General features: G+C 46.7%; 15 protein-coding genes. 12 read left to right on the top strand and 3 right to left on the bottom strand.

Annotation, left to right across the window (positions count from 1 at the left end; translation table 11 throughout):
- Nucleotides 1–42: 42 nt before the first annotated feature.
- From ACLHR0_RS25025 to ACLHR0_RS25000, 6 genes are all read left to right on the top strand, one after another.
- Nucleotides 43–3,135, top strand: a complete 3,093-nt coding sequence (locus ACLHR0_RS25025) for a glycoside hydrolase family 2 TIM barrel-domain containing protein (protein ID WP_436490310.1) — start codon at nucleotides 43–45, stop codon at nucleotides 3,133–3,135.
- A 5-nt stretch (nucleotides 3,136–3,140) separates the two neighbouring features.
- Nucleotides 3,141–5,054: an MGH1-like glycoside hydrolase domain-containing protein gene (locus tag ACLHR0_RS25020; protein ID WP_436490308.1), complete on the top strand. Its 1,914-nt coding sequence runs from the start codon at nucleotides 3,141–3,143 to the stop codon at nucleotides 5,052–5,054.
- Nucleotides 5,035–7,326: an aminotransferase class III-fold pyridoxal phosphate-dependent enzyme gene (locus ACLHR0_RS25015; protein WP_436490306.1), complete on the top strand. Its 2,292-nt coding sequence runs from the start codon at nucleotides 5,035–5,037 to the stop codon at nucleotides 7,324–7,326. The genes ACLHR0_RS25020 and ACLHR0_RS25015 overlap by 20 nt, the downstream gene beginning before the upstream one ends.
- Before the next feature lie 17 nt (nucleotides 7,327–7,343).
- Complete coding sequence (locus tag ACLHR0_RS25010) at nucleotides 7,344–8,237, top strand: DUF1338 domain-containing protein (protein WP_436490304.1); 894 nt, start codon at nucleotides 7,344–7,346, stop codon at nucleotides 8,235–8,237.
- Nucleotides 8,237–9,760 carry an L-piperidine-6-carboxylate dehydrogenase gene (gene amaB, locus ACLHR0_RS25005; RefSeq protein ID WP_436490302.1) on the top strand — a complete coding sequence of 508 codons (1,524 nt, stop codon included), beginning with the start codon at nucleotides 8,237–8,239 and terminating at the stop codon, nucleotides 9,758–9,760. The genes ACLHR0_RS25010 and amaB overlap by 1 nt, the downstream gene beginning before the upstream one ends.
- Before the next feature lie 132 nt (nucleotides 9,761–9,892).
- The gene (locus ACLHR0_RS25000; RefSeq protein ID WP_436490300.1) at nucleotides 9,893–10,168 is read left to right on the top strand and encodes a hypothetical protein; all 276 of its coding nucleotides are present in this window, start codon (nucleotides 9,893–9,895) and stop codon (nucleotides 10,166–10,168) included.
- Nucleotides 10,169–10,240: 72 nt separating this feature from the next.
- Here the strand turns inward: ACLHR0_RS25000 and ACLHR0_RS24995 are convergent, their stop codons facing one another.
- Both ACLHR0_RS24995 and ACLHR0_RS24990 read right to left on the bottom strand, forming a co-directional pair.
- Nucleotides 10,241–11,767, bottom strand: a complete 1,527-nt coding sequence (locus ACLHR0_RS24995) for a RagB/SusD family nutrient uptake outer membrane protein (protein ID WP_436490298.1) — start codon at nucleotides 11,765–11,767, stop codon at nucleotides 10,241–10,243.
- 15 nt (nucleotides 11,768–11,782) lie between these two features.
- Nucleotides 11,783–15,016 carry a SusC/RagA family TonB-linked outer membrane protein gene (locus tag ACLHR0_RS24990; protein ID WP_436490297.1) on the bottom strand — a complete coding sequence of 1,078 codons (3,234 nt, stop codon included), beginning with the start codon at nucleotides 15,014–15,016 and terminating at the stop codon, nucleotides 11,783–11,785.
- A 693-nt stretch (nucleotides 15,017–15,709) separates the two neighbouring features.
- On the opposite strand from ACLHR0_RS24990, the gene ACLHR0_RS24985 reads away from it, so the two are divergent.
- Both ACLHR0_RS24985 and ACLHR0_RS24980 read left to right on the top strand, forming a co-directional pair.
- Nucleotides 15,710–16,837 (top strand): tetratricopeptide repeat protein, encoded by a 1,128-nt coding sequence (locus tag ACLHR0_RS24985; protein WP_436490295.1) that lies wholly within the window; start codon nucleotides 15,710–15,712, stop codon nucleotides 16,835–16,837.
- 20 nt (nucleotides 16,838–16,857) lie between these two features.
- Nucleotides 16,858–17,499: a hypothetical protein gene (locus tag ACLHR0_RS24980; RefSeq protein WP_436490294.1), complete on the top strand. Its 642-nt coding sequence runs from the start codon at nucleotides 16,858–16,860 to the stop codon at nucleotides 17,497–17,499.
- 46 nt (nucleotides 17,500–17,545) lie between these two features.
- Here the strand turns inward: ACLHR0_RS24980 and ACLHR0_RS24975 are convergent, their stop codons facing one another.
- Complete coding sequence (locus ACLHR0_RS24975) at nucleotides 17,546–18,574, bottom strand: aldo/keto reductase (RefSeq protein ID WP_436490292.1); 1,029 nt, start codon at nucleotides 18,572–18,574, stop codon at nucleotides 17,546–17,548.
- 457 nt (nucleotides 18,575–19,031) lie between these two features.
- On the opposite strand from ACLHR0_RS24975, the gene ACLHR0_RS24970 reads away from it, so the two are divergent.
- The 4 genes from ACLHR0_RS24970 to ACLHR0_RS24955 are packed head-to-tail and all read left to right on the top strand — an operon-like array spanning nucleotide 19,032 to nucleotide 25,705.
- A complete protein-coding gene (locus ACLHR0_RS24970; protein ID WP_429062774.1) occupies nucleotides 19,032–22,214 on the top strand; it encodes a SusC/RagA family TonB-linked outer membrane protein in 3,183 nt (1,060 codons plus the stop codon).
- Between the two features lie 11 nt (nucleotides 22,215–22,225).
- The gene (locus tag ACLHR0_RS24965; RefSeq protein ID WP_429062776.1) at nucleotides 22,226–23,908 is read left to right on the top strand and encodes a RagB/SusD family nutrient uptake outer membrane protein; all 1,683 of its coding nucleotides are present in this window, start codon (nucleotides 22,226–22,228) and stop codon (nucleotides 23,906–23,908) included.
- Nucleotides 23,909–23,941: 33 nt separating this feature from the next.
- Complete coding sequence (locus ACLHR0_RS24960) at nucleotides 23,942–25,075, top strand: glycan-binding surface protein (RefSeq protein ID WP_436490289.1); 1,134 nt, start codon at nucleotides 23,942–23,944, stop codon at nucleotides 25,073–25,075.
- A 27-nt stretch (nucleotides 25,076–25,102) separates the two neighbouring features.
- Nucleotides 25,103–25,705: a hypothetical protein gene (locus ACLHR0_RS24955; RefSeq protein ID WP_436490287.1), complete on the top strand. Its 603-nt coding sequence runs from the start codon at nucleotides 25,103–25,105 to the stop codon at nucleotides 25,703–25,705.
- The last annotated feature ends 85 nt before the right edge of the window (nucleotides 25,706–25,790 follow it).

Below are 25,790 nucleotides of genomic sequence, written 5' to 3'. Positions count from 1 at the left end.
ATGCCGGCCGGTAATTTTTTTTCAAGATAAGCAAGGAACTTAATGAAATACAGCACCGGATTGATGATTGTTTGGTTGTTATGGCTCAATATTTTTACTGCCAGTTCCCAACAGCATCCACAGCCCTGGCAGCACCCGGAGATACAAACAGAAAACGCCCTGGCGCCGCGGGCATGGTTTATACCCGCCATCTCGGAGGCCGCTGCCATGTCGGGTTCCCCGTCCCCATTCCTGCTTTCGCTGGATGGCACCTGGAAATTCAGGCTCGATGCATCACCCGCAGCAAGCCCCGATAGCTTTTTTGCGGACCATTATGACGTGAGCAACTGGAAGAATATTAAAGTGCCCGCGCACTGGCAAACGGAAGGTTTCGATAAATTTATTTTCACGGATGTGGAATATCCTATTCCCGTAAATCCGCCGTATCCACCGGAGAACGACAATCCCACCGGCTCCTACCGGAGGAGCTTTACCATTCCCGCGGAATGGGCCGGCAGGAATATAATCCTCCGCTTCGGCGCCGTAAATTCCTTTTTTTATTGCTGGATCAATGGCCGGTACTTAGGCTTTAGCAAAGACAGTAAAACTGCCGCCGAATTTGATATCACCCATTATTTACGGAAAGGAGAGAACACCATTTCCGTACAGGTATTCCGTTTTAGCGACGCCACCTACCTGGAAGGGCAGGATATGTGGAAGCTAAGCGGAATAGAACGAAGCGTGCAGCTGATTGCACAACCTAAAATAGCTGTACGCGATTTCTTTGTAAAAGCAGGACTGGACAGCACTTACACCAACGGTATCTTTAGCCTGGACGTACAACTAAATTCTACAGCACAGCACGGGCGTTTGCAAATAAAACTGCTGGATGACAAGGGAAGCATCGTTATACAACAACAGCAAATATTGAACGGTACTGCAGATTATCACTTTGATGCTACGCTGCGTAATGTAAAAAGCTGGAATGCAGAGCATCCCCATCTTTATAAACTACTCATTTCCCAATTCGATAAAAATGGCAAGCTGGTGGAATGTATTGCGCATGAAACAGGCTTCCGGACGATAGAGATACGGAACGGGCTATTGCTGATAAACGGCGTGGCGGTAAAGATCAAAGGCGTAAACCGGCACGAACACAACATGTACACCGGGAAGGTGATTACGCAGGAAAATATGATGGAAGATATACGGCTGATGAAGCAGTATAACATCAATGCGGTACGTGCCAGTCATTATCCCAACAGCCCGGAATGGTACCGGCTTTGCGACGAATACGGTATTTACGTGGTAGACGAAGCCAATATTGAATGCGATGGCATGTCGTTTCATCCGCTGAAAACATTATCCGATAAACCGCAATGGAAAGAAGCCTATCTGCACCGCACCCGGAGAATGTTTGAAACCAACAAGAATCATTGCTCCATTATTACATGGTCGTTGGGAAATGAAAGCGGCTTTGGTGAAAACTTTGAAGCTACCTACCGGTATCTTAAATCAAAAGACAATACCCGCCCGGTTCAATATGAAGCGGCAGGAGATAATGAATTTACAGACATCGTGTGCCCGATGTATAAATCCACCAGTGTGCTGCTGGGATATGTGAGAGAGTGGCGCAGCCGTCCGTTTATTCTTTGCGAATATGCGCACATGATGGGCAACGGCGGTGGTAACCTGAAAGAGTACTGGGACCTGATGTATCGTTACCCGCAATTGCAGGGCGGTTTTATCTGGGATTTTTCTGATCAGACTTTTAAAAAGAAAGATAAAGCAGGAAGGGATATCTGGGCCTATGGCCGGGATATGGGTAATGTAGGTCTTACCAGTGATACGAGTTATTGTGCTGACGGGTTGTTTGCAGCCGATCGCACGCCGCATCCACAGGCGTTTGAATTTAAAAAAGTAATACAGCCGGCAGGCTTTGAGCCTGTGCCGTTGTCGGCAAACAGTATCCGCATTATTAACCGCCTCGATTTTACAGACCTGGATCAGTTTTATTTCAACTGGGTTATCAGGTCAAACGGGGAAACGATCGCCAAAGGTGAACTGAATGCCGGTTCCGTGGCGCCCCATAAAGAAAAGATCATTACACTGCCTTTGCCGGTGCTGAAAGCGAAGCCCGGTACGGAATATTTTGTTACGATAGAAATGAGGACGTGGCACGATGCGCCACTGGTGCCTGCACACTACCTCGCGGCATGGGAGCAGTTCCCGTTGCCTGTGGCACTGGCTGAAATGCCCGCTCCTGCAAGCACTAAAGCAATATCGGTTAAAGAAGAACCATCGCAAATAAAAATTGCCGGGGTTGATTTTGAAGTGGCATTCAGCCGGGAAACTGGCTGGCTGAGCGCTTATAACTGGCAGCAGCAGGCAATGATGAAGTCGCCCCTCGAGCCGCATTTCTGGCGCGCTGCCACGGATAATGACATCGGTAACAGTCAGCAGATCCGCTGCGCCGTATGGAAAGATGTATTGCAAACAGCCCGGCTTGATTCCCTGAAAATAGACACCACAAATAAACGACAGGTAATCATCCGCACCTGGCACTATCTGCCTGCGGTAAAAGCAGTGTATAAAGCAGCGTATATAGTAACGGGAGATGGAGTAATAAACATCAGCGTAGCAATGAAATCCGGGAGAGATCCCATGCCGGAGCTTCCGCGATTCGGTATGCGCATGATCCTGCATGGAGCATTCGATCAGGTGAAGTGGCTGGGCCGCGGCCCTTTTGATAATTATGCCGACCGGCAAACTGCTGCAGCTGTTGATATATACAGCATGAACGCCGATCAGCTTTTCCATCCTTATCCGCGTGCACAGGAAAGCGGCTACAGAACGGATGTGCGCTGGATAACCCTGACCAACAAAAACGGCGTGGGATTGACCGCACAGGGTCAGCCGCATATCAGCACAGGCGTATTGCATTTCAATATGGACCATCTTGAATTTGACCGCTACGCAGCGGAGAACAACCACGGTGGCTCTATGACGAACGAAGACCTGGTATGGTGGAATATCGATTATAAACAAATGGGCGTAGGCGGCGACAACAGCTGGGGCGCCACCCCACACGCAGAATATTTGCTGCCTTACCAGGATTACAGTTACTCTTTTACGCTACGTCCCGCTATAAAATGAAGCAGATGAGAATATGGATATTACTATTGCTCACCGTGCAGGCAGCTACTGCGCAGCGCTACCGTTATCCTGATGTATTGGATTTGCGGACGGCGCCTCCCGCCGGTGAAAGTATCGAGGCCAATGTATTCAGCGATATGGGTGCATGGCATGCCTATGCACTGCCCTCGGGGAAAGAAAACAACGGCGCCTTTATGGGTCCTTTGTTGATGGATATGCAGGGAGAATGGCTTTCCGGCTCTTTCTCAAGATTAGCTGTCCGTGAAAACGGTGTACCGCTTAACCTGCCGGCAGCGAAAGCCAACATTAAGTTTTATCCCGGGCTGTTACAGCAGCAATTTGAAATCGCCGGCCTGGTGATATGCCAGCAGCTCCTCTTTGCTTCCAGCCGCGAAGCGTTGTTGTACACAAAAATTACCAACAGCTCCCGCTATCCCCGTATGCTGGATGTGGAATACTATGGGCAAACAAAAAAGAGGATGACTGCGGAGGCCTCCACCCTGCGGGTAAATGGTTTTGTAACCGTATTCCCCAAGGACACTGCATTGCAGGCGGACAGCTTTACTTATAAAGCGCTTTGGAAGAATGTAGTGATACAACCCGGCGGAAGTTATGAACAAACACAGGTGCAGGCGTATTATCCCGGTGAAACGCGGCAACCTTTTCAATACAACTTCAAAACAGCGCTCAAAAAAAATGAAGCGAGATGGAATGGTTATCTCTCCCGGTATTTCTCCCTGGCATCTCATTTAACAGAGATAAAAAAACGGCTGGCAGTCAAATGTATCATCACGCTTATTACCAACTGGCGAAGCAGCGCTAAAGACATCCTGCACGACGGCGTATTTCCCTCTGTAAACTACCAGGGCTTTTATGGCGTGTGGAGCTGGGACAGCTGGAAGCAGGCCGCGGGCCTCGCCACCTTTTTCCCCCAGCTGGCGAAAGACAACGTCCGTTCCATGTTCGATTACCAGGATGATCACGGCATGGTGGCAGACTGTATCTATGCAGATAAACGTGAAAACAACTGGCGGGATACCAAACCTCCTCTTGCCGCCTGGGCAGTGTGGGAAATCTATCTGCATACAAAAGACAAATCATTCGTCAAAGAAATGCTGCCTAAACTTATTGCCTATCATGAATGGTGGTATGCTAACCGCGATCACGACCGGAATGGCCTCTGCGAATACGGCGCTACCGATGGTACCCGCATAGCCGCAGCATGGGAAAGCGGAATGGATAATGCCGTACGCTTCGACAGCGCGGTGATGCTGCAAAACAACAACAGCGCCTGGTCGCTGAACCAGGAAAGTGTGGATCTCAATACTTACCTCTATGCGGAGAAATTGTACCTGGCAAAACTCTCATCTCTCCTGGATAACAAACAACATACTTACCGGCAGCAAGCGGAGAAGCTGCTCCGGCTGATACGCACACAGTTCTACGATGAGCATGCCGGTTACTTCTACGACACCAGGGCGAATGGCCGTGTGCAGGTGGATGGCCCGGAAGGGTGGATCCCGTTATGGGCTGGCGTAGCCACCTCGCAGCAGGCTAAAAGAGTAAAGGAAAAAATGGAAGACCCGGCAAAATTCAATACGAAAGTACCGCTGCCTACCCTGGCTGCCGATCATGTTGCCTTTGATCCGATGAAAGGATACTGGCGCGGGCCGGTATGGCTGGACCAGTTTGCCTTTGGTACAAGCGGTTTACGGAAATACGGCTATGATAGCCTGGCAGCAGCATTCGAAAAGCAACTATTGGAAAATGCAGCAGGCATGACAGCCAACGAACCGGTATATGAAAACTATCACCCGCTTACCGGTAAAGGGCTGAATGCAAAGAATTTCAGCTGGTCGGCCGCACACTTGTTAATGATACTGAAAAATAAATATCGTCATGGAATTTACAGCAAATGAAGTAAAGCAACTGGTACAAAAGAATTACCTGCTTGCAGTAGAAGTGGAAACACTCCAGGGCTACGATGAATTTAATTATAAAATAACGGATGTCTCCGGCCGTAAATTCATCCTCAAAATAACGGGGGAAGAAAAGCGCTACTCCTTCCTGGATGCGCAACTCCGCATACTGGAACATCTTTCAGTGAGCGCCGTGGCGTGGAACTTTCAGCAGATACTCCGCAACAAAAACCGGCAGGAACTTACGCCCATCTTCAAGGATGGTAAACAATATTACCTGCGTATCCTCTCCTGGCTGGAAGGAGTATGCTGGGCGCAGGTACCGCACAAAAACAAGGAGCTCTATCTTGGTCTCGGCAGTTTCCTCGGCAAAACAGATGAAGCGATGCAGGATTTTCAACACGACGCCCTGCACCGGCATTACACCTGGGATATCAGCACTGCCGCAAGCGCTAACCGCCTGCTGCACTGCATCCGCGATCATGAAAAAAGAAGGCTGGCCGGATATTTTTTGCTTGCCTTTGAGACAGAAGTATTGCCGGTGCTCGACTCCCTTCGTCATGCGAGCATCCACAACGATGCCAACGATTATAACGTATTGGTTCAAAACGGTGAAGTAAGCGGTTTGATAGACCTTGGCGATATGGTGTATTCCGCACTGGTGAATAATGTGGCTATTGCATGTACCTATGCGATGCTGAACACGGAAGATCCTTTACAGGCAGCTTCCTGGGTGATACAGGGATATCACGGCGCCTTCCCGTTAACAGAACAGGAAACAGATCTTATTTATTACCTGGTGGCTGCGAGGCTTTGTATCAGTGTAACACAGTCGGCCTGGCAGGCCTCGCTCGGCTCTGTCAACGGCCATCACTTTGTAACAGAACGGGACGCCTGGTCGCTGCTGAATCAACTGATCCGGATAAACCCGCTGAAAGCCGCCGATACTTTCCGGAAAGCCTGTGGCATGTCCTTGCTCATCAATGCCGGCGAGGATTACAGTCCGTTGCTGCAGGAAAGGAAAACATTCATCGGCGCCAACCTGAGTATCAGCTACCGCAAGCCATTAAAAATTGTAAAAGGTGCATTGCAATACCTCTACGACGACAAAGGAAATACGTTTATTGATTGCGTAAATAATGTAAGCCATGTTGGGCATTGCCACCCGGTAGTAGTGAAAGCGATGCAGAAACAGATTGCCACGCTGAATACGAATACCCGTTACCTGAGCGACCACCTGGTGGAGTTTGCCAAAGCGATCCATCGCACATTGCCTTCAAAGCTCTCCGTATGTTACTTCACCAATTCAGGAAGTGAAGCAAACGATCTGGCTATTCGCATGAGCCGTCATTTTACCCGCCGGAACGATGTGGTGGTGCTGGATCATGCTTATCATGGCACGTCTACTGTTGCAATGGAAATGAGCCCTTACAAGTTTGATGGCAAAGGCGGCTCCGGGCAAATGCCTTATATCCACAAAGCCATCTCTCCCGATTTATACCGTGGAGCATACCGGTACAACGATCCGGAAGCAGGCGTTAAATATGCGCAGGATGTACAAACTATTCTTGCGGAGAACCCGGGCAAGGTAGCGGCCTTTATCTGTGAAACACTGTTGGGTGTAGGTGGGCAAATCCCTTTACCGGATCATTACCTGGAAGCAGTATACCGGCATGTGCGTGAAGCAGGTGGCGTATGCATTGCAGATGAAGTGCAGGTAGGCTTCGGACGGGTAGGAGAGAAGTTCTGGGGATTTGAGCTGCAGCAGGTGGAACCTGATATTGTAGTGTTGGGAAAACCTATCGGCAACGGTCATCCACTGGCTGCCGTGGTGGTTACCAAAGAAATAGCCGCCGCATTTAACAACGGTATGGAGTATTTTAATACGTTTGGTGGGAACCCCGTTTCAATGGTTACCGGCAGGGCAGTACTGGACGTAATACAATCTGAAGATTTGCAGCAGCACGCGCTGGAAACAGGCAATTACCTCATGAAAGGCTTGCGTGGTTTAATGAATAAACACACCATTATCAGCGATGTAAGAGGACACGGTTTATTTGTGGGGGCAGAGATGGTGAAAAACAGGAATTCTATGGAACCCGCTGTGGATGAGATCAACAAGGTAGTGGAAGAAATGAAGGAAAGAGGGTTTCTGCTCAGCACCGACGGACCATTATACAATGTGTTGAAAATAAAACCGCCACTGGTGTTCAGTAAAGAAAACGCCGCCGATATGGTGCATCATCTTGATGAAGTATTATCCAATCTTTAACTTAAAATATAACAGGTATGAGTAACCTGCAATTGATACTGGACGGCCTGATGCGCCGTTATAAAGAACGGGTGCCGGATGTGGAAAAAGTAATATCAGCCATGATGGAAGAAGGACTGATACAACATGCAAACGAAATTGAAAATGATCACATCGCATTCCGGACAATTGGCGTGCCCCACCTGGGCATCCAATCACTGGAGAAAATATTCCTGCACCATGGATATGTCAAAAGGGATTATTACTATTTCGCTGAAAAGAAACTCGACGCTTACTGGTATGCCCCGCCAGCGCCTTCTTTGCCCCGCATCTTTATCAGTGAGCTCCGGGTAAAAGACCTTTCTCCCGAAGCTCAACATATTATACACCATTATACAGATGAAGTTACGGCGGATCCTGTACTGCAACTGGATCTGAACGATGCCGCTGCGGTAGATGATTTTCTCCACAGCGGTCTTTGGCGACTACCTGTTTACAGCGATTTTTCAACATTAGCGAAAGAAAGTGAATATGCTTCATGGACTATTTACAACCGTTATTATCTCAATCATTTTACCATTAGTGTACACAACCTGAAGCTTGGCTATAATGACATTACAGCGTTCAACCGGTTTCTTGAACAACATGGCTTCGTGCTTAATGATGCCGGCGGCAAGTTCAAGGAAAGTCCGGATGGCCTTTTGCTGCAAAGCTCCACTGTAGCGGGTATGATAACAGCAGCATTTGCAGATGGTGAAAAGCACGCGATCTCCGGTTCTTATGTAGAATTCGCGGAGCGCCGCGTGTTGCCTGCTTTCCGGCACCTGGATGCGGCAGCCATAAAAAGGGAACATCGCCGGGAGGGCTTTGAAGCAGCCAATGCCAACAAAATATTCGAAAGCACGTATTCATCTCAAACCAATAAAAAATAATGGAATTTCTAAAGGAGTTAGGTATAATGCCGCACAATTCCGGCGTTAGCACCGGTATGAACTGGCTGAACGGCAGGGGCGGAGCTCTCGCGTCATATTCTCCTGTAAACGGGCAGCTGATTGCTACTGTTACGACGGCTGATGAAACTGATTATGACACGGTGATCAATACTGCAGTAAAAGCCTTTGCGTATTGGCGTACCGTACCTGCGCCGCAACGCGGCGAAATAGTACGGCAGATAGGGGAGGCGCTTCGCCAAAAGAAACAGGCACTGGGCAGCCTGGTAAGTTTTGAAATGGGGAAAAGTTTGCAGGAAGGTTTGGGAGAAGTACAGGAGATGATTGACATATGCGAGTTTGCGACAGGATTGAGCCGCCAGTTATATGGCCTTACCATGCACAGCGAACGTCCGATGCACCGGATGTATGAGCAATGGCATCCGCTTGGGGTTACGGGTATTATATCTGCTTTTAATTTCCCGGTGGCGGTATGGAGCTGGAATACAATGCTGGCAATGGTATGCGGGAATGTATGTGTGTGGAAGCCCAGCGAGAAAACACCGGTATCTGCCATTGCCTGTCAGAAAATTATTGCAGCAATACTAAAGCGTAATAATGTGCCGGAAGGAGTAAGTTGTTTAATCAATGGTGGAAAAGAAACCGGCAGGCTGCTGTCCACGGATGTAAGAATACCGCTTGTATCAGCCACGGGGTCAACGCTCATGGGAAGAAATGTAGGTGTTGCCGTAGCGGCCAGGTTTGGACGTTGCCTGCTGGAGCTTGGCGGGAATAATGCCATCATAATTTCTAAAGATGCTGACCTGGATATGGCACTTACCGGCAGCGTATTTGGCGCCGTGGGTACTGCCGGGCAGCGCTGCACCACCACCCGGCGGCTGATCATCCATGAAGAGATATACACCCGTTTCACGGAACTATTGGTACATGCCTACGGCCAGCTCAGGATTGGCAATCCCCTGGATGAGTTAAATCATGTGGGACCTTTAATCGATAAGGATGCTGCAAATGCTTACCTAGAGGCTATTGCAGCCTGTAAAGAGCAGGGAGGCCGTTTTGTTGTGGAAGGCGGCGTAATGGAGGGACCAGGTTATGAAAGCGGCTGTTACGTGAAGCCCTGTATTGCCGAAGTACTGCCTGGTTACCCTATCGTACAAACCGAAACTTTTGCCCCCATTCTATATCTCATGAAATACAAAACCACAGAAGAGGCAGTAGCTATACAGAATGAGGTGCCCCAGGGGTTATCTTCCGCTATTATGACCATGAACCTCCGGGAGGCGGAATACTTCCTGTCTGCCTCCGGCAGCGATTGCGGGATTGCAAATGTGAACATCGGTACTTCCGGCGCAGAAATAGGAGGCGCCTTCGGCGGAGAAAAAGAAACCGGCGGTGGCAGGGAAAGCGGCAGCGACGCATGGAAAGTTTATATGAGAAGACAAACCAACACCATTAATTACGGCACCCATCTGCCACTGGCACAAGGGATCCGGTTTGATCTCTGATAGAGGGTATACCACGGGAAGGGGCTATACTGTAAAGCATGGCCCCTTTCTTATTGTCTATGTGGATATCTCCTGAATGGCGATACACTCTATTATCAGATCTTCCCGATCCATAAAGTGAAGCCCGGAAGTATGAAAGTGTACGCAGGATCTAAGTATATCACTGATGGGAAAAAGGTTTACCACTATACATACAGCCTCGACCCAATAGTAGCAGACTATGCCTCTTTTAAAGTACACCCGGTATATAAGGCCTTTGCCAGGGATAAGAAGGATTATTATTTTAAGGGAGAAAAAATGTCATCTTCCCTGACTGCATTTGAAGTGGCAAAGGAACTATTCAGCAAGGTTGATATTGACCCGGCTAATCACCGGCGTTACCTGAAGATGTGTGAGGAGACCGACTAATTTCTCCATTATAAAATTAAAAATGGGCTGCGGGTAAATTACCTGCAGCCCATTTTTTTGATTGATTGAATACTATTCTAAAGCACCATTATAATCTGATTCTTTCAACGGAACTTTCCAGGTCCATTTATTATTACTTTCAGGAGTGATGGTAATAGCCAAAGAAGTTATAAAGTTACCACCGTTGGCGTAATCGCGTCTTACAATAGGATCTCCCCAACGTTTCATATCAAACCAATCGAAACCTTCTCCCCACAGCTCAATAGCGCGGTATGTTTTGATTTCATTTAGCAGATCTGTACCTGTTTTGGTGCAGGTGTAGCTTGCGTCACGTCCCGAGTTTTTGGTTAAGTCAACCAGTACCTGCTGAACTTCGGCTGCCGGCTTATTCTGGTAATATTTAGCTTCTGCTTCAATCAGATACATTTCGGAAGAGCGGAAGTGATTCACATTGCCAACGCCGGGCTGGTCATTCGCTTTCACTTTAAACTGCATATAGGCGTATATGTTTGACGTGCTGTAGATATCCGGGAACAGCTGGAACGCACGGGCTTTCAATGCTGCGCCGGCGGCGCCTGTGGCAGTGGTATAAGGATCTGTTTTGGGATCAAGGAACAGGTTTTTGCGGATATCCGTAGCGGGGATTTTATTATACAATTCTTTGCTGATACACTTAGGATAAGTTCTGACTGCAGAAGCGCTGGAATTGTATGCGATGTATGACTGGTAAGAGTAATAGTATAAAGTTTCATCTGACGCGCCATAGCTGCTCCATAACCATTCGCTGTTTGGAGTAGAGAAGCCTGCTTTGTAGTCAGCTACAGACATCAAAGGATATCCGGTGCGGGCTTTAGCAGCAAAAGCCTCTGCTTTCGGATAGTCCTGGCGTGTGAGTGCTGCACGGGCATAAACTGCATACGCCACATTGATATCCATTTCAAAATTCTTCGACCTGGATTTACCAGCGGCCGTGAACAATTCGATCGCTTTATCCAGGTCACTGTAGATAAGGCTATAGGTAGCTCCCAGCGAAGACCTTTCGAGGTCGCCATTGGAGAGGTCCGTTCTCAGTACAAGGCCCGGAGTTGCGCCGTTATTGGAATCGCTCCATCTGTTACCATATAATTGCGCCAGCATGGTATAGCAGTAAGCCCTGTAGGTTAACGCCTGTGCTTTGATGAAATTTTTATCAGCCTCTGATCCCTTTGCGGCATCAATGTAAAAAATGATGGCGTTGGCATTGCCAATTACTTTGTAATAGTAGTACCACGGATAGTAGTCATAAATGCTACTTACATTTTCGTTGATAGTACCATTGATAAGCGTGGCCCAGCCCGGCAGGTTTACATAAAAATTGTTGCCAGGGTAGTTGCCATAGTACATTTTAATGGTTCCTTCCCCGTTGAATCCCTGGGAAGACAGGTACTGCACCGTCATCATTTTGGCCAGGCCGTTAACGGCTAATTTTGCATTTTCCGTTGATTCAAATGCAGTAGAAGTACCGGTTGAGCTGGTAGGTTCGGTATCCAGGTAATCCTTTTTACAAGAGCCTGCAAGCAGTACAAAAAACAACAAACCTATATTATATATCTTATTCATCTTTCTTCTTTTTAATTATAAACCAATATTAACACCAAGAGATATTACACGTGGCGTTACAAAAGCGTTTAGGCTTCTTCCGTTAAACGACTGCTGCGGATTCATGCCTTGCAGTTTTGTAAGCGTCACCAGGTTTTCAACACTCAAAGTAAATCTGGCAGATCTGATGTCTATTTTCTGTAGTAAAGAAGAAGGTACCTGGTAAGCCAAAGCAATATTCTTCACTACGAAGTAAGAACCATTCTGGAGAAACCTGGTTGACATAGCGTTGCTATAATTGCTTTTGGAGAAATCCATTACAGGAACGCCTTTAGGGTCAATACGGTTGGAAGAAGTTTCTGTGATACCGGAAGGAACTCCATCCCATGATTTTAGTACATCCTTATGCATCTGGCCTACAGTACCCGACATAGTCATCAGATCCAGGTAGGAATCATCATAAACTTTACCTCCCAGGGAATAGGTGAAGATGCCCGACAAGGTGAGATCTTTGTAGGTAAGGCCGGTGGAGAAGCTGCCAAAAACATCCGGGATGGCACTGCCTGACCAATCACGTTTTGCGTAAGTGGTGTAGGTGGTATAGTCAACGCCGTTGATATTTACAAGATATTTGTAGTGTGCGCCATTTACATCTTTCGGATCGAAGTTTTCATTATCCGCCAGGTACAAAGCGCTGCCGGTCATTTGATCCACGCCTGCGTACTGGTATGTCCAGAAGTCATAAATGCCATGTCCTTCCATGTATTTATAATTCCCGTTGATAATCCCATTGGCCCGGTTTTGCTCCGGTAAGGAAACAATTTTATTTTTCAGGAAAGTGGCATTTACGCCAACATTCCATTTAAAATCTCTCTTCCTGATTACATCAACATCTAACGACAGCTCAAACCCTTTATTGGAAACCGTACCCAGGTTTTTTGTAATAACAGACTCGGCTACCGTATTAGAAGTACCACCGGCAGATAATGGTAAGCTTACATCAAATAACAAGTTTTGTGAACGTTTATCAAAATACTCAACAGTGAAGTTAGCCCTGTTGAACAAACGTGTTTCCAAAGCGGCAGAAATAGAAGAAGAGGTTTCCCATTGCAGATCCAGTGCTTCGTTTTGCGTTTTATATAACGCGGCAAGATTGTTATTCTGATCAATGGTATACAATGCCATGTATGCGTAGGTGGCGGCGCTTACGTCGTTACCTACCTGGCCGTAAGAAGCACGGAGCTTTGCATAATCCGCATAGCGGGAAAGGCCGGTAAAGAACTTTTCTTTAGACAAGAGCCAGCTACCACCTAATGACCAGAAATTACCCCAGCGGTTATCTTTATAGAACTTGGAAGAACCATCTCTTCTGAATGAACCATCCAGGAAATACTTTTCATCGTAGTTATAGCGTGCACGTGCGAAGTATCCCTCGGATCTGTAGTTTACCTGGTAGTCGGTGAGATCAGTAATGTTGGTAAAGTTTACTAATTCGGTTGCATTGGCAAACGTTTCAGTCGTTTTATATCCATACAGATAGTTATAGTTGTCGTAATAGTTTTCATGACCTACCAACGCATCTACTGTATGAAAGCCATAAGATTTACCCCAGTTCAGCATTTGCTGGGCAGTGTAATTTTTATAGCGGTAGTTGGTGCGGGAGGCGCGGCCCTGGTTACCTGCACCATCACCGATGATGGCGTTATCGTAAGTCTGGGTATCGCTGTTGCGGACGTTGAGATCGCCCTTTACGGTGAACGTAAAGTCTTTAGGTAATTTAAAGTCCAGGAACACCTGGCCATTTACTGTATTTCTATATACCAGGTCTTTATTCAGTTCATTTTCCCAGGTAGTATGACGGCCAATAAATTGATTGCGGCTGGTAGAACCATCATCATATTGTTCCTTACCGGCATCATCCAGCACCAGTTCACCGGTAGCTTTGTCGTGTAAGTGTACAGGATAGATGGGTGCTATGCCCCTGGCATACATGAAAGGGTTGGCATAAGAAGATGCACTTGTTGAAGTAGCGGAAATATTACTGGTATTCTGATGAGAACCAGCAAGATTAAACCCGTATTTAAACCAGTCTTTCGCCTGTATATCAGCGTTAATCCTGCCGGTGAATCTTTTATAACCGGTATTTATCACATATCCGTCTTCATCAAGATATCCGGCGGAATAGTAGAGATTACTTTTTTTATTGCTTGCACTACCATTGAGTGAGTATTCCTGGCGGAAGCCGGTTCTTTCCACACCATCAAACCAGTTCAGGTCATTGGCGTAGCCGGATTTTATCCTGGCATCACCAACCAGTTTGCCGTTGGCATCAAATAGCTGGTCGTCTGGTTTGTTGTAGATGTTCAGGTATAAGTAGTCGGAAATCAAGCTGCTGGTGGCCTTTGCACCGGCCGCTTCTTTCGTCGGATAGCCGGTAGGGTTGGTAGACATCAGGTTATTTCTGTAACCCTTCCACATGGTTTCCATAAACTCGTTAGCGCTCAGTACTTTGTATTCTTTGATACCACGGGTGTATACGCCTTGGTTCATAACCAGGTTTACATTGCCATCGCTGGCTTTGGAAGCCCTTTTTGTGGTCATAATAATAACACCGTTAGATGCCTTGTTGCCATATAAGGCGCCGGCTGCAGCGTCTTTCAATACAGAAACAGATTCTATGTCTGCCGGATTGATATCCGTTACATTGCCGGAAAAAGGCACGCCATCGATAACATACAGCGGAGTGTTATCACCGTTTACGGAACTAAACCCGCGGATGCGGATACTGGGCAGTGCACCCGGCGTTCCTGTAGTGTTATTAACCTGAATACCTGCACTACCTTCCAACACACTCAGCGCATTGGAAACAGGGCGTTTTTCGATGTCTTTCGCCTTAATTGCAGCTACAGAACCTGTCAGCGATTCTTTCTTTGCATTACCATAAGCGACTACAATCACCTCGTTCAGATCATCACGTTGCACGGCGAGTGTCACGTTGATAATATCTGAGGCGCCTACCGTAACATTTTTTATCGCAAAGCCTATGGAGCGGAACGATAACACTTTGCCGGCAGGCACATTAATACTGTAATTACCATTTGCATCGGTTTGGGTTCCCGTGGATGTACCCTGGATTACTACCGAAGTGCCGGGAATACCGCTTCCATCGGCGGTGTTGGTAACTTTACCGGTAATTCTTTTTTCCTGTGCAAATACTGCAACAGTTTGCAGCATGCTCAACAGGAAAAAAACAAGTAAACTTTTTCTCATGAAAATTTAGATTTAGATATAGAAAGAAAACTCAGACATAGAAAAGATTGCAGCTGTAGTATACCCATAGCCCTGCCTGCCGCACATATCAGGAGATATGCAGGTTTGTTTCAAACTGGATTTACTACGCGCAAGAATGACGTTAAAGGCGCCGGCCTTTAAAACATCTCTTTAAAAATTCAGCTTGAATTTTATCTCGTAAGCGAATATGTACTTCTGAAGCGCCGCCTCAGTAGCCCTTATTCAGATTTTGGATTTTAGTTCTCATATAAGCAAATAGGCCGCCCCTAAAGGCGTTGTTTAGATTTAGACTTGTACAATAAGTTATCATTCCTAAGACATCCGTCTTAGCATTTAGCTGTTTAGATAAAATATTTTGACTTTTAACTCAGGATAAAATCGCCATAGTACTGCTGTAATTTAGGTTAGACTTTGGTTTTACTACCGGAACGGGTTACTATAACTTCAGTGCTCACGCAATAAATTCTAAAGGTATAGAAGGGCCGGCATGGCCACCTTCCATCGGGTATAGTTTTGTTGTAATTGATGTGCTCCTGCCGTAAAAATAAATAAAACTTTTTCTTTTTATAATTTTTTTTTGAGAGTGCACTTTATTGACCCAAAGAATTCCGCAGGAAGTATTGTTTTAACCCTTTTGCCTATATTAGTATCCGCTCAAATTTAGCGCTATCTATGAACAAGATACTCTTAACAATAATGCTTAGTCTCCTGGTAGTATCCTCCTTCGCGCAGGATACTACTCTTCCCTCATTACAAAAATTAACCACCGACAAGCAATTTGATGCAATTATCGCGCAGTATGCCCCGGCACAGGAGCACCTGTCAGCGGCAGCATTATACTACGTAGGATATGCGTATTTTATGAAGCAGCAAGATGACAGCTGCCTGAAATTTATGGATCTTTCTATTGATAGAAATGCGAATGATCACCGGGCATATTTTATAAAAGGATCTACACTGAATTACATGCAGCAGTTTGATCAGTCGATTAAATGCTTCAAGGCGGCTATTGCATTGAAACCAGATACTGCAGAGTATTACAGCGGATTGGGAGATGCATACTACAACCTCCACCTGTATGAATCGGCCCTTGAAAATTATAAAACGGCAACGGAAAAGAAAGCTCCCGGCGAACGTCCGTTTTTAATGGTTCCCCAGGTATACTTTAATCTGCACCAGGAGTCGAAAGCGCTGGAAGCACTTTATAATAATACATCGAAGCTTCCCCATGGAAGCGAGGGATATACGAAGTCGTGGTTTAACATCGGCCAGATCGAATCTTTAAGCGGCAACTATGATAAAGCGGAAACGGCTTTTCTTGCAGTGATAAAATCCGATTCATCCGACTTTCATGCTTATGCAAAACTGATCCAGGTGTATTATCATAATAAAACCTATGAAAAGGCAAAGTTTTATAGGGCCAGTTTATATGATGCCCACAAACAAGGACTGCTGAAAGAAAATATGGAAGATATGTTCTGCTTTGATCAGTTTAAGTGGAAAGGCAAATCCATCCAGGCTTTTGAGCGATATGAAGAAGGGCCTAAACAAGGGATTTTTAATAAGCAGATTTTTTATGTGCTGGATTCCATTGGAAATGTGGACTTCACTATACAAACGGAGTATTCACCTATTTCTGTAGAGATGGGAGGACCGAAATATATTCTTTGTGGTTCTCAGGGAGGAACGCATTTAAACTATGGTATCGGGTTTAATGATAACTTTAAGTATGATGATTTGAAAAATGCGGTAGTTAATATTTTGGAGAAGAAATACAAAACGGTGGCTGAAAGTAAATAAGAACTCATATCTATTGGACTATGACATCCCAGGACACTATCCTCAAGAGATATAACAGTATCCGCAAGCGCGCTTTTAATAATTATATAGAAATCCGGTTGTTCTATTTTTTCCAACATGCAATAGCGAATCCGGAAGTAAACGATATTAAACAACTTATAATAGAACCTGGATTATATGATCTATATGCTTCCTGTTACCAGCTAATATCTGTTGAGAAAGTACCGGAAGGCCAATCTCTTACCATCGGGGAACTGGACAAACTATACACAAACTGGTATAACAATCACCCGCCGGAACTTCAATCCCTACGACAACATTTTGAAAATAACTGTTTTCTCTCCATAGAAAAGTTCAGTGAGATTTATAATAATATAGAGAGGAAATGCCACTACTGTAACATTACGGAAGCTGAAATTGATCTACTGAGAAGCCACAAGAAAATAAAGACCAAACGTTTCATCACAAGAGGAAAAACACTGGAGGTGGACAGGATCAATCCATTCCAACCTTATGAAGAAGGGAACCTGGTGCTTTGCTGTTACTGGTGCAATAATGCCAAAACAGATGAATTCTCAGAAGAAGAGTTTAAGAAAATAGGAAAAGTAATGGAAGAGATATGGAACGAACGGTTAAGAAATGAAGAGGCTGACCAAAAGTAATGGCCAGCCTCAGCGCCTTAAACGAGTCTCAAAGTCTTCGTCTTAATCATTTAATCAACCCCGCTGCCACATGCTGAGGATCTGCCAGGTTATGGTTAAACCAGTGCGGATATAACGGCCCCGGAGCCGTGAGATTGTCCAGTAATTCCACTTCCGCAACAGAGAGCTCAATGGACGCAGCTTTCAGGTTGTCTTCCAGCTGCTGCACTTTGGATGCGCCAATCAGTACGCTGGACACTACCGGTTTGGTGAGCAGCCAGGCCAATGATATTTGTGCCACCGTGGCGTTATGTGCCGCCGCAATTTCTTTCATCCGGTCTACCAGGACAAACCCTTTTTCTTTGTCGAACGGAATGATATCAAAGCCGGAAAGGCGGTTCCCTTCTTCTTTCAGATTTTCCCGGGTGTATTTGCCACTCAGGAATCCGCCGGCCAGTGGTCCCCAAACCGTCATGCCAATTCCTGCCTGTTGCATAAACGGCACCACATCGTATTCCACATCACGGCCCACAAGGGTGTAGTTCATCTGGGCATTGCAAAAGGTAGCCCAATTATTGTCGCGCTGCATCTGCCAGGCAAGCGCCGATTTCCATACCGACCAGTTGGAGAACCCGATGTACCGCACCTTCCCGCTTTTTACCAACCCGTCCAGTGTGGCCAGGGTTTCTTCGAGTGGTGTTACCGGGTCTTCCCGGTGAACAATGTACAGATCAATGTAGTCGGTGCCCAGGCGCTTCAGGCTCTGATCGCAGGAGTAAAGGATATGCCTGCGGGAAAGCCCCGACTGCGTAATAGGCGCACCATTCCGGAATCCTACTTTGGTGGCAATCACCACTTCATGCCGGCGGCTGGCCAGCAATTTGCCAAGCATTACTTCCGACTGGCCACCGGCATACCCGTCGGCAGTATCAAAGAAGTTTATGCCGGCAGCCAGCGATGTGTCAATCATTTTACGCGCTTCCTCATCTGATACCTTATATATAGTAGGCATAGATGGATCGCTGCCAAAGGTCATGGCGCCAAAGGATAATCTGGAAACAATCAATCCGGTATTTCCCAGGGTAGTGTATTTCATAAGAAACTTAATTGTTGGTTCAAAATATGGTTAAGCCATCGAAAAGAATAACAAATATCGCCGGAAAATTTATTCCCTGATACTACTATTGTTAATACTTATTTATCAATAGTAGTATTTTTCTGACCCTGCAGACTACCATTTTTTTAAATACTTTTTACATAAATGGTTGATTTAAAGATTGTTAGCACTGGTTAACATTTGTGTTATAATCGTTATCAAAGCTGATATGGATTCTTACGAAAGAACGATAGCTTCATCATGAATTCCAGACGTTATGATTTGTAAAATTGGCCTATACCACTTTTATGATGCACCGTATGATGCCATAAAAAGGACCTGTACAAGAACAATTTCCATTTTAAGAATTCCACTTTTTATATCAACCAGATACCGTCAGTATGTTTAAAACAAACGTTATGAAACACTTATTACCTCACCTCCAAATCATTCTTCAATGAAAAAAACTCTAACAAGGTTAAAACCCATATGCTGTTTTTTCCTCTGCTATTCATTGTTAATGATCAACTGCTCCCTGCGTGCTTACAGTCAATCCCGTACTGTAAAGGGAGTGATTACAGGTGAATCGCAGCCATTACCCGGTGCAACCGTGCTGGTAAAAGGCACCAAAACAATGGCGCTTAGTAATTTAAACGGAGAATTCACTATTGCAGCCGCCAAAGGAGATGTATTGGTCGTTACCTATCTCAGTTATCAAACCAGGGAAATCCGTGTAGGGGAGGAAGATGTTATCCGTATATCACTTACTTCCGCTACCAGTAAGCTCGACGAGCTGGTGGTAGTGGCTTATGGCAAGGCCAAACGGGCCAACCTCACCAGCGCACAAACTACGATTACCTCCAAAGAAATGGACCGCACAGTAAATACCACGCTGGAACAAGCCATACAGGGACGCTCCGCAGGCGTGTATATAACTCAGAATTCCGGTCAGCCCGGTGGCGGTATCTCCGTGAACATCCGTGGCGTGAACTCTATTAATGGTACCAACGAGCCGTTGTATGTAATTGATGGTGTTCAGATGCCCGGCGCGTCCATCTCCTTTGGGTCAACCAGTTCGTCCAATCCACTGGCCGGCCTTAACCCCGCCGACATCGAAAATATTGAAGTATTGCAGGGACCTTCCGCTACCGCGCTGTATGGCTCCAGGGCCACCAACGGGGTGCTGATCGTAACCACCAAAAGAGGTAAAGCCGGCGATACTAAAATGGACTACATGTTCCAATATAATATACAAACGCCGCCACCACATGTAGAAGTGATGGACCTGCGCCAATACGCACAAATGGTAAATGAATACCACGCACTGGCAGGCGGCAACACCCAGGGGGAATTTAAAGACCCTTCCCTGCTGGGTAAAGGTACCGACTGGCAAAAGGAACTCTTCAAAAATGCTCCCATGAGTAAACACCAGCTGAGCCTGAGCGGAGGCACCGATAAAACTACCTACTACCTTTCCGGCGAATACATGAAGCAGGAAGGTATTGCACTGGGTTCGGGCTTTAACAGGTATGGGTTCCGGTTAAACCTCGACAATAAACCCCGCAACTGGATCGCACTGAACGCCAATCTCAGCTTCAACCAAACAAAGGAAAATCTCACCACCAGCCAGGAAAATATTATATCTAACGCTTTGATGCTCACTCCGCAGATCCCCGTGAAAAATATGGACGGTTCCTGGGGAGGCGGCGATCTTACCAATGGCGCCAATATCTTTACCCCGGTGAATCCTATTGCCATTGCCAATCTGAATATCAACAGGGCAGTAAGGCGGCAGTTGATCGGCGGCATCGGCGCCAGCATAAACCCTATAAAGGATCTTTACATCAGAACTACTTTCAATACCAATTTTGGCTTCGCCAACACAGAAAATTACCTGCCTACCTATTCTATTGGCTGGGCGGTAAACGACCGGGCCAGTCTTACCAACGGAAGCAATGTAAGTACCTACTGGAACTGGAATCAGCTGATTGAATACTCCAAACAACTTGGAAAACATAATATTAACCTGATGGTGAGCCATGAGGCGCAGGAATCCAACTGGAAAAATTTAACCGGTGGCAGGAAAGGGTTTCTTACCAATGACATCCTGGATCTGAACGCAGGTGAGGCGGCCGATGCCACCAACTCCGGTGGCCAGGGCGACTGGGCAATGGAATCTTATCTTGGAAGAATAAATTATAATTACGATGACCGGTATATCCTGTCAGCTTCTGCCAGGAGAGACGGATCAGCAAACTTCGGAGATGAAAATATCTGGGGCACCTTCTCCGCAGTTTCAGCAGCATGGCGCGTTTCCAGGGAACACTTCTTCCAGGTACCTTTTATCAGCGACCTTAAACTGAGATTTGAAACCGGTATCACCGGTAACTCGGGCTGGAGCGCCGGTATCTATGCGCCTATGCAGGCCGCCGCTACACCAACCGGTACAGGGTTTTTAACATCCCGGTATGCGAACCCGGGGTTGCAGTGGGAGTCTACCCAAACCAATAATATTGGTATTAATATGGGCTTCCTGAATAACAGGATCAGCATCGAGGCGGACTATTATGTGAAAAATACCGACAACCTCCTGATGGATATTCCACTGCCCTGGTATATGGGTACCAACGGGATCGGTGCAGTAGGAGCGCCGACCGTAAACATCGGCTCCCTGGAGAATAAAGGATGGGCCGTAACCATCAACACCACCAACATCCGCACAAAAGATTTTAAATGGGAATCCAGTCTCAATCTGTCGGGGTTCAAAACAACGATCAAAAAGTTCAATACAGATGCAGGTGTGCTGAACCGCACTTCCTGGTGGCTGGATAACTGGACGCAGCAATCTGTTGTGGGCCAGGCGCCCTGGTTGTTCCTGGGCTATATCCAGGAAGGTATTTTCCAGTCGGTAGACGAAATCAATAAAAGCGCCGTGCCGGTAGATAACACCGGGCAGCGTCTTCCCACCAATGTGGACAATATCTGGGTAGGAGATGTGAAGTTCAAAGATGTAAGCGGTCCGCAAGGAAAGCCCGATGGCATCATTGATGTAAATGATCAAACCTATATCGGCAACCCCTATCCGAAAGTATTTGGCGGCTTTACAAACACCTTTTCTTATAAAGGATTTGACCTGAGTATTTTAATCACCGGCACTTACGGCAATGATGTATATAATTACCTGGCAAGGGTGAACTCCAATCCCAACCAGATCAATCTTAGCCGCAACATGATGATAGAAGCAATGGACTATGCCAAACCGGTAACGGATAAAGACGGCAATGTGTCCTTATCAAATCCGGGAACAAATGTCCCGAGAATATCCAGTGGTCCGAACGGCAACTACGGCCGGATCACCGACAGGTTCGTGGAAGATGGTTCTTTCCTTCGGCTGAAAAATGTTTCCCTCTCTTATAGCTTGCCCGCTTCCCTGCTGGCAAAGCAAAAAATAATCAGGGGCGCCCGGTTAACTTTTGGCGCGCAAAACCTGGCTACTCTCACCGGTTATACCGGATACGATCCTGAAGTAGGTGGTTACGTCGGAAGGGAGTCCAGCTCCGGGAATCAGGCTATAGGACTTGATTTCGGACGTTATCCGCTCACACGCATCTACACTTTTGCCCTAGGCGTTAATTTCTAAAATTGCTGGTTATGAAAAAAGGTACATTCAATATATATCACGGGGCGCTGCTGTTATCTGTGTTTTTACTGGCAGCCTGTTCAAAAGAATTTTTACGCCGTCCACCCAAAGATGCTATCGTGGATGCGGGATTTTATAAAACGGATGATCAGCTGATGGCAGCTACCGCTTTGCTATACAGTAAAGTATGGTCTGATTACAATGGCCGTTCGGCTATCAGCATCGGCGATTTCAGGGCGGGTACTGCTTATTCGGCATGGAATGATAAAGACAATGTGGAGTTTAACACCACCGCCAATACTACGGCCAATGGCGCGTCCTGGCGGTCGTTCTTTATTGTGATCGGCCAGTCCAATCTCACTATTTCCAATATCAATAAATATGCGGGGCCGGAAGTTTCTGCCAACGCTAAAAAAATGGCTATTGCGGAAGCGCGGTTTATGAGGGCGCTGGCTTACCGATACCTGGTAATGAACTGGGGAGAAGTGCCCATTATCGAAGATAACCTGAAGTTGATTTCCGATACTTCTCTCCGGAAAAATACCGCAGAAAGTGTATGGAAATTTGTGATCAGCGAAATGCGTGCTGTGGCGGAAGACCTGCCGGAAGTACCAGCCCGCGAAGGCCGGATCACAAAGTGGACCGCACAAGGTATGCTCGCCCGCTTTTACCTGGCCAGGTCCGGGTTAGGAGCAAACGGTTCCGGCGCCCGTAATCAATCGGACCTCGACAGCGCCAAATACTTCTCTCAACAGGTCATCACAAAAAGTAAATATTCATTGCTGAGGAGTTACTACGACCTCTTCCTCTTTCCTTATGACAATAACACAGAATCCATGTTCTCACTGCAATGGGTATACGCACCGGGCGACTGGGGCGCCTCCAATGCTTCTCCGTCCGATCTGAACTACGATAGCAAAATGTGCAACGGCGATGGCTGGGGCGGCGATAAAAGCGCCACCTGGTGGATGATCAGCAAGTACGAAGGCTTCGTGAACTCCGGCGATACGCTCATCAGTGGCAGAACGCTGGACCAAAGACTGAAAGCCACCTTTTTTATGCCGGGCGCATACTACCCGGAAATTACAGAGAAGCTCGCAGATGGTACCACACCTAAATTAATTTACCCTTATAACACCGGTGATAACAATTTCCTCTGCATCAAGAAATATGTAACCGGCAGGGCCGCCGATGTAGGCGGACAGTCGGCGCAACAAAACTATGGTAACGATACCTACATGATGCGGTTGTCTGAAATGTACCTGATTTACGCGGAAGCGGTACTGGGTAACAGCGCCAGTACTACAGACGCCACTGCACTGGAGTATTTTAACGCCGTACATACCCGCGCAGGCTTACCCCGTTTTGAAAAACCACTTACCGCAGATGTGATCTTTAACGAACGCATCGTCGAGTTTGCCATGGAAGGAATGGCCTGGTACGACCTGGTAGCTCTTCACTATTACAATAAAGCAAAAGCATACGCCATCTTAAACTCGCAGGACAGGGGCTTGTTTGCCACCGCGCCGGATAAAATGCCTGATCCTACATCATGGAAATGTGTGAAAACATCCTGGGCATCCTTCCGGAAAATTATTGCCAACGATGGCAACTTCCTGATTCCGATACCTGCAGCAGAACTAAGCCAGGCGCCCAATCTGAAGAAACCGGCAGTAGATTATTATAACAAGTAGGCCTATACGCTTTTTACAAAAAATAATATACTCATGCAAAAGATATATAGCTCCATAGTATTGCTCATTATGTGTATAGGAATCATTTCCTGTAGCAAAGATAATCTCCCCAACAACGGAGAGCCGCGGATCAGTTATGTCCGGCTCACAGATCCCGCTACCAGCGACTCCTTGCTCGTAGAAGCCGGGCAGGGTGTGCTGATTGCCATTGTAGGGGAGAACCTCGGAGACGCCAGGGAAATCTGGTTCAACGATCAGAAAGCCAGTCTTACACAACCCTACATTACGCCTACCGTTATCCTCGTAAGCATACCTTCCCAGATCCCGGTAGAAGTAGATAATAAACTAAAGATCATCTTCGGCAGCGGAAAAAAACTCGAGTACAATTTCCCGGTAAAAATCAGCAAACCACTGGTTACCCGGATGGATTGTGAATATGTGGCCGCCGGGGATGTAGCCGTGATCACAGGTGATTTTTTCTATGCGCCCGTAACGGTAACCTTTACCGGTGGCGCTGTTGGCGAAATAGTGGAAACAACAGATAAGCAAGTGAGAGTAAGGGTGCCTGTCGGCGCACAACCAGGGCAAATCACCGTTAAAACCAATTTCGGGGAAGCCATTTCCGATTTCTGGTTCCGCGATAACAGGAACATTTTTATCAGCAGCGACCCATTCACCGGTTGGTGGAACTCCTCTTTTGTAGTAACCAATCCGGGTGCCGGCGACCCTGCCGCTATCAATGGTAACTATATCCGCGTAAAACAACCCATCAGCAACTGGGGCTGGGTGGAGCTGGCCGGCGGACCTGCAGATGCGATGGGACCCATCAGCAAAAATATCCCGGATGAAGCGATCCTGAAACCGGAAAATTATAACCTGAAATTTGAACTGAACACGAAGAAACCCTACAACAATAATGCACTTAAATTTTGTGTAGGTGTGAAGAATGACGGCCAGGGCGACTTCTCCTGGATGCCTCCCTACGACACCAAAGGCGTATGGCAAACGGTGACAATTCCCTACGAAGAAGTGACCGCCAGCTACGCCAAACAAACCGTGCAACCCAATGGGTATTACACCCGGATTGTATTCAGCGGCGCCGGTGACCTCGACTGCGATATGTCGTTCGATAATTTCCGCGTAGTGCCAAAAGTGATTAAAAAATAAGTGTTCATAAGTTCTCAACTCATTTCAATGAAAACTATTTTATATAAACAACTGCTTTGGCTGCTCCTGCTCATCGCCGGACTGATGTCATGCAGTAAAGACGACGACGATGCCGTTAAAACGGATAAGGTAACACTCCTGAGCTTTGGCCCATCCGGGTCAAAGCCAGGCGAGAAGATCGGCTTTATTGGTACCAATCTTAATAAGGTAACCGCCATCGTGCTGAAAGGCGCTACCGTAGAGGCGGCGGCCTTCTCAGAACAAACGGCCGATCATATCATCATCACGGTGCCGCAGGAAACGGAGAAAGGAGTGGTTACCCTGAAAGCACCCGAAGGTGATATTGTATCCAAAACGGTACTGAACCTCAATGTGCCGGTAACCATTACCACGGTTCCCGCTTCCGCCGCCAAAGGAGCCACGATCACCATTAAAGGCACTTTTGTAAACTGGATAACGCGGGTCACTTTTGGTAACGATGATGCTGCAGTAACGGAATTTGTCAGCAAATCGGTGACAGACCTGGTGCTAAAAGTACCGGCCACGGCCACTACCGGCACACTGGTATTCAGCACGGACGGTATCACACCAATGGATATTGAGTCGGAAAATCCGCTGGTGATTGAATAACCCGAAAATAGCATACATTTTAAACAGAGGAATCGTATTTTCATATCGCCCGCTGTCACTACCGGCAGCGGGGATATACCTTTTT

It is taken from the genome of Chitinophaga sp. ARDCPP14 (assembly GCF_051362515.1).
Classification (GTDB): domain Bacteria; phylum Bacteroidota; class Bacteroidia; order Chitinophagales; family Chitinophagaceae; genus Chitinophaga.
Note: the sequence above shows the minus strand (reverse complement) of the source record. Positions and strands in the feature narration are given on the sequence as shown.

Excerpts from the sequence above, each read along its gene's own strand:
- ACLHR0_RS24990 (WP_436490297.1), bottom strand. The coding sequence starts at position 15,016 with ATGAGAAAAAGTTTACTTGTTTTTTTCCTGTTGAGCATGCTGCAAACT.
- ACLHR0_RS24960 (WP_436490289.1), top strand. The coding sequence starts at position 23,942 with ATGCAAAAGATATATAGCTCCATAGTATTGCTCATTATGTGTATAGGA.
- ACLHR0_RS24995 (WP_436490298.1), bottom strand. The coding sequence starts at position 11,767 with ATGAATAAGATATATAATATAGGTTTGTTGTTTTTTGTACTGCTTGCA.
- ACLHR0_RS24955 (WP_436490287.1), top strand. The coding sequence starts at position 25,103 with ATGAAAACTATTTTATATAAACAACTGCTTTGGCTGCTCCTGCTCATC.
- ACLHR0_RS25020 (WP_436490308.1), top strand. The coding sequence starts at position 3,141 with ATGAGAATATGGATATTACTATTGCTCACCGTGCAGGCAGCTACTGCG.
- ACLHR0_RS25010 (WP_436490304.1), top strand. The coding sequence starts at position 7,344 with ATGAGTAACCTGCAATTGATACTGGACGGCCTGATGCGCCGTTATAAA.
- ACLHR0_RS24970 (WP_429062774.1), top strand. The coding sequence starts at position 19,032 with ATGAAAAAAACTCTAACAAGGTTAAAACCCATATGCTGTTTTTTCCTC.
- ACLHR0_RS24980 (WP_436490294.1), top strand. The coding sequence starts at position 16,858 with ATGACATCCCAGGACACTATCCTCAAGAGATATAACAGTATCCGCAAG.
- ACLHR0_RS25000 (WP_436490300.1), top strand. The coding sequence starts at position 9,893 with ATGAAAGTGTACGCAGGATCTAAGTATATCACTGATGGGAAAAAGGTT.
- ACLHR0_RS25025 (WP_436490310.1), top strand. The coding sequence starts at position 43 with ATGAAATACAGCACCGGATTGATGATTGTTTGGTTGTTATGGCTCAAT.
- ACLHR0_RS25015 (WP_436490306.1), top strand. The coding sequence starts at position 5,035 with ATGGAATTTACAGCAAATGAAGTAAAGCAACTGGTACAAAAGAATTAC.
- ACLHR0_RS24985 (WP_436490295.1), top strand. The coding sequence starts at position 15,710 with ATGAACAAGATACTCTTAACAATAATGCTTAGTCTCCTGGTAGTATCC.
- amaB (WP_436490302.1), top strand. The coding sequence starts at position 8,237 with ATGGAATTTCTAAAGGAGTTAGGTATAATGCCGCACAATTCCGGCGTT.
- ACLHR0_RS24965 (WP_429062776.1), top strand. The coding sequence starts at position 22,226 with ATGAAAAAAGGTACATTCAATATATATCACGGGGCGCTGCTGTTATCT.
- ACLHR0_RS24975 (WP_436490292.1), bottom strand. The coding sequence starts at position 18,574 with ATGAAATACACTACCCTGGGAAATACCGGATTGATTGTTTCCAGATTA.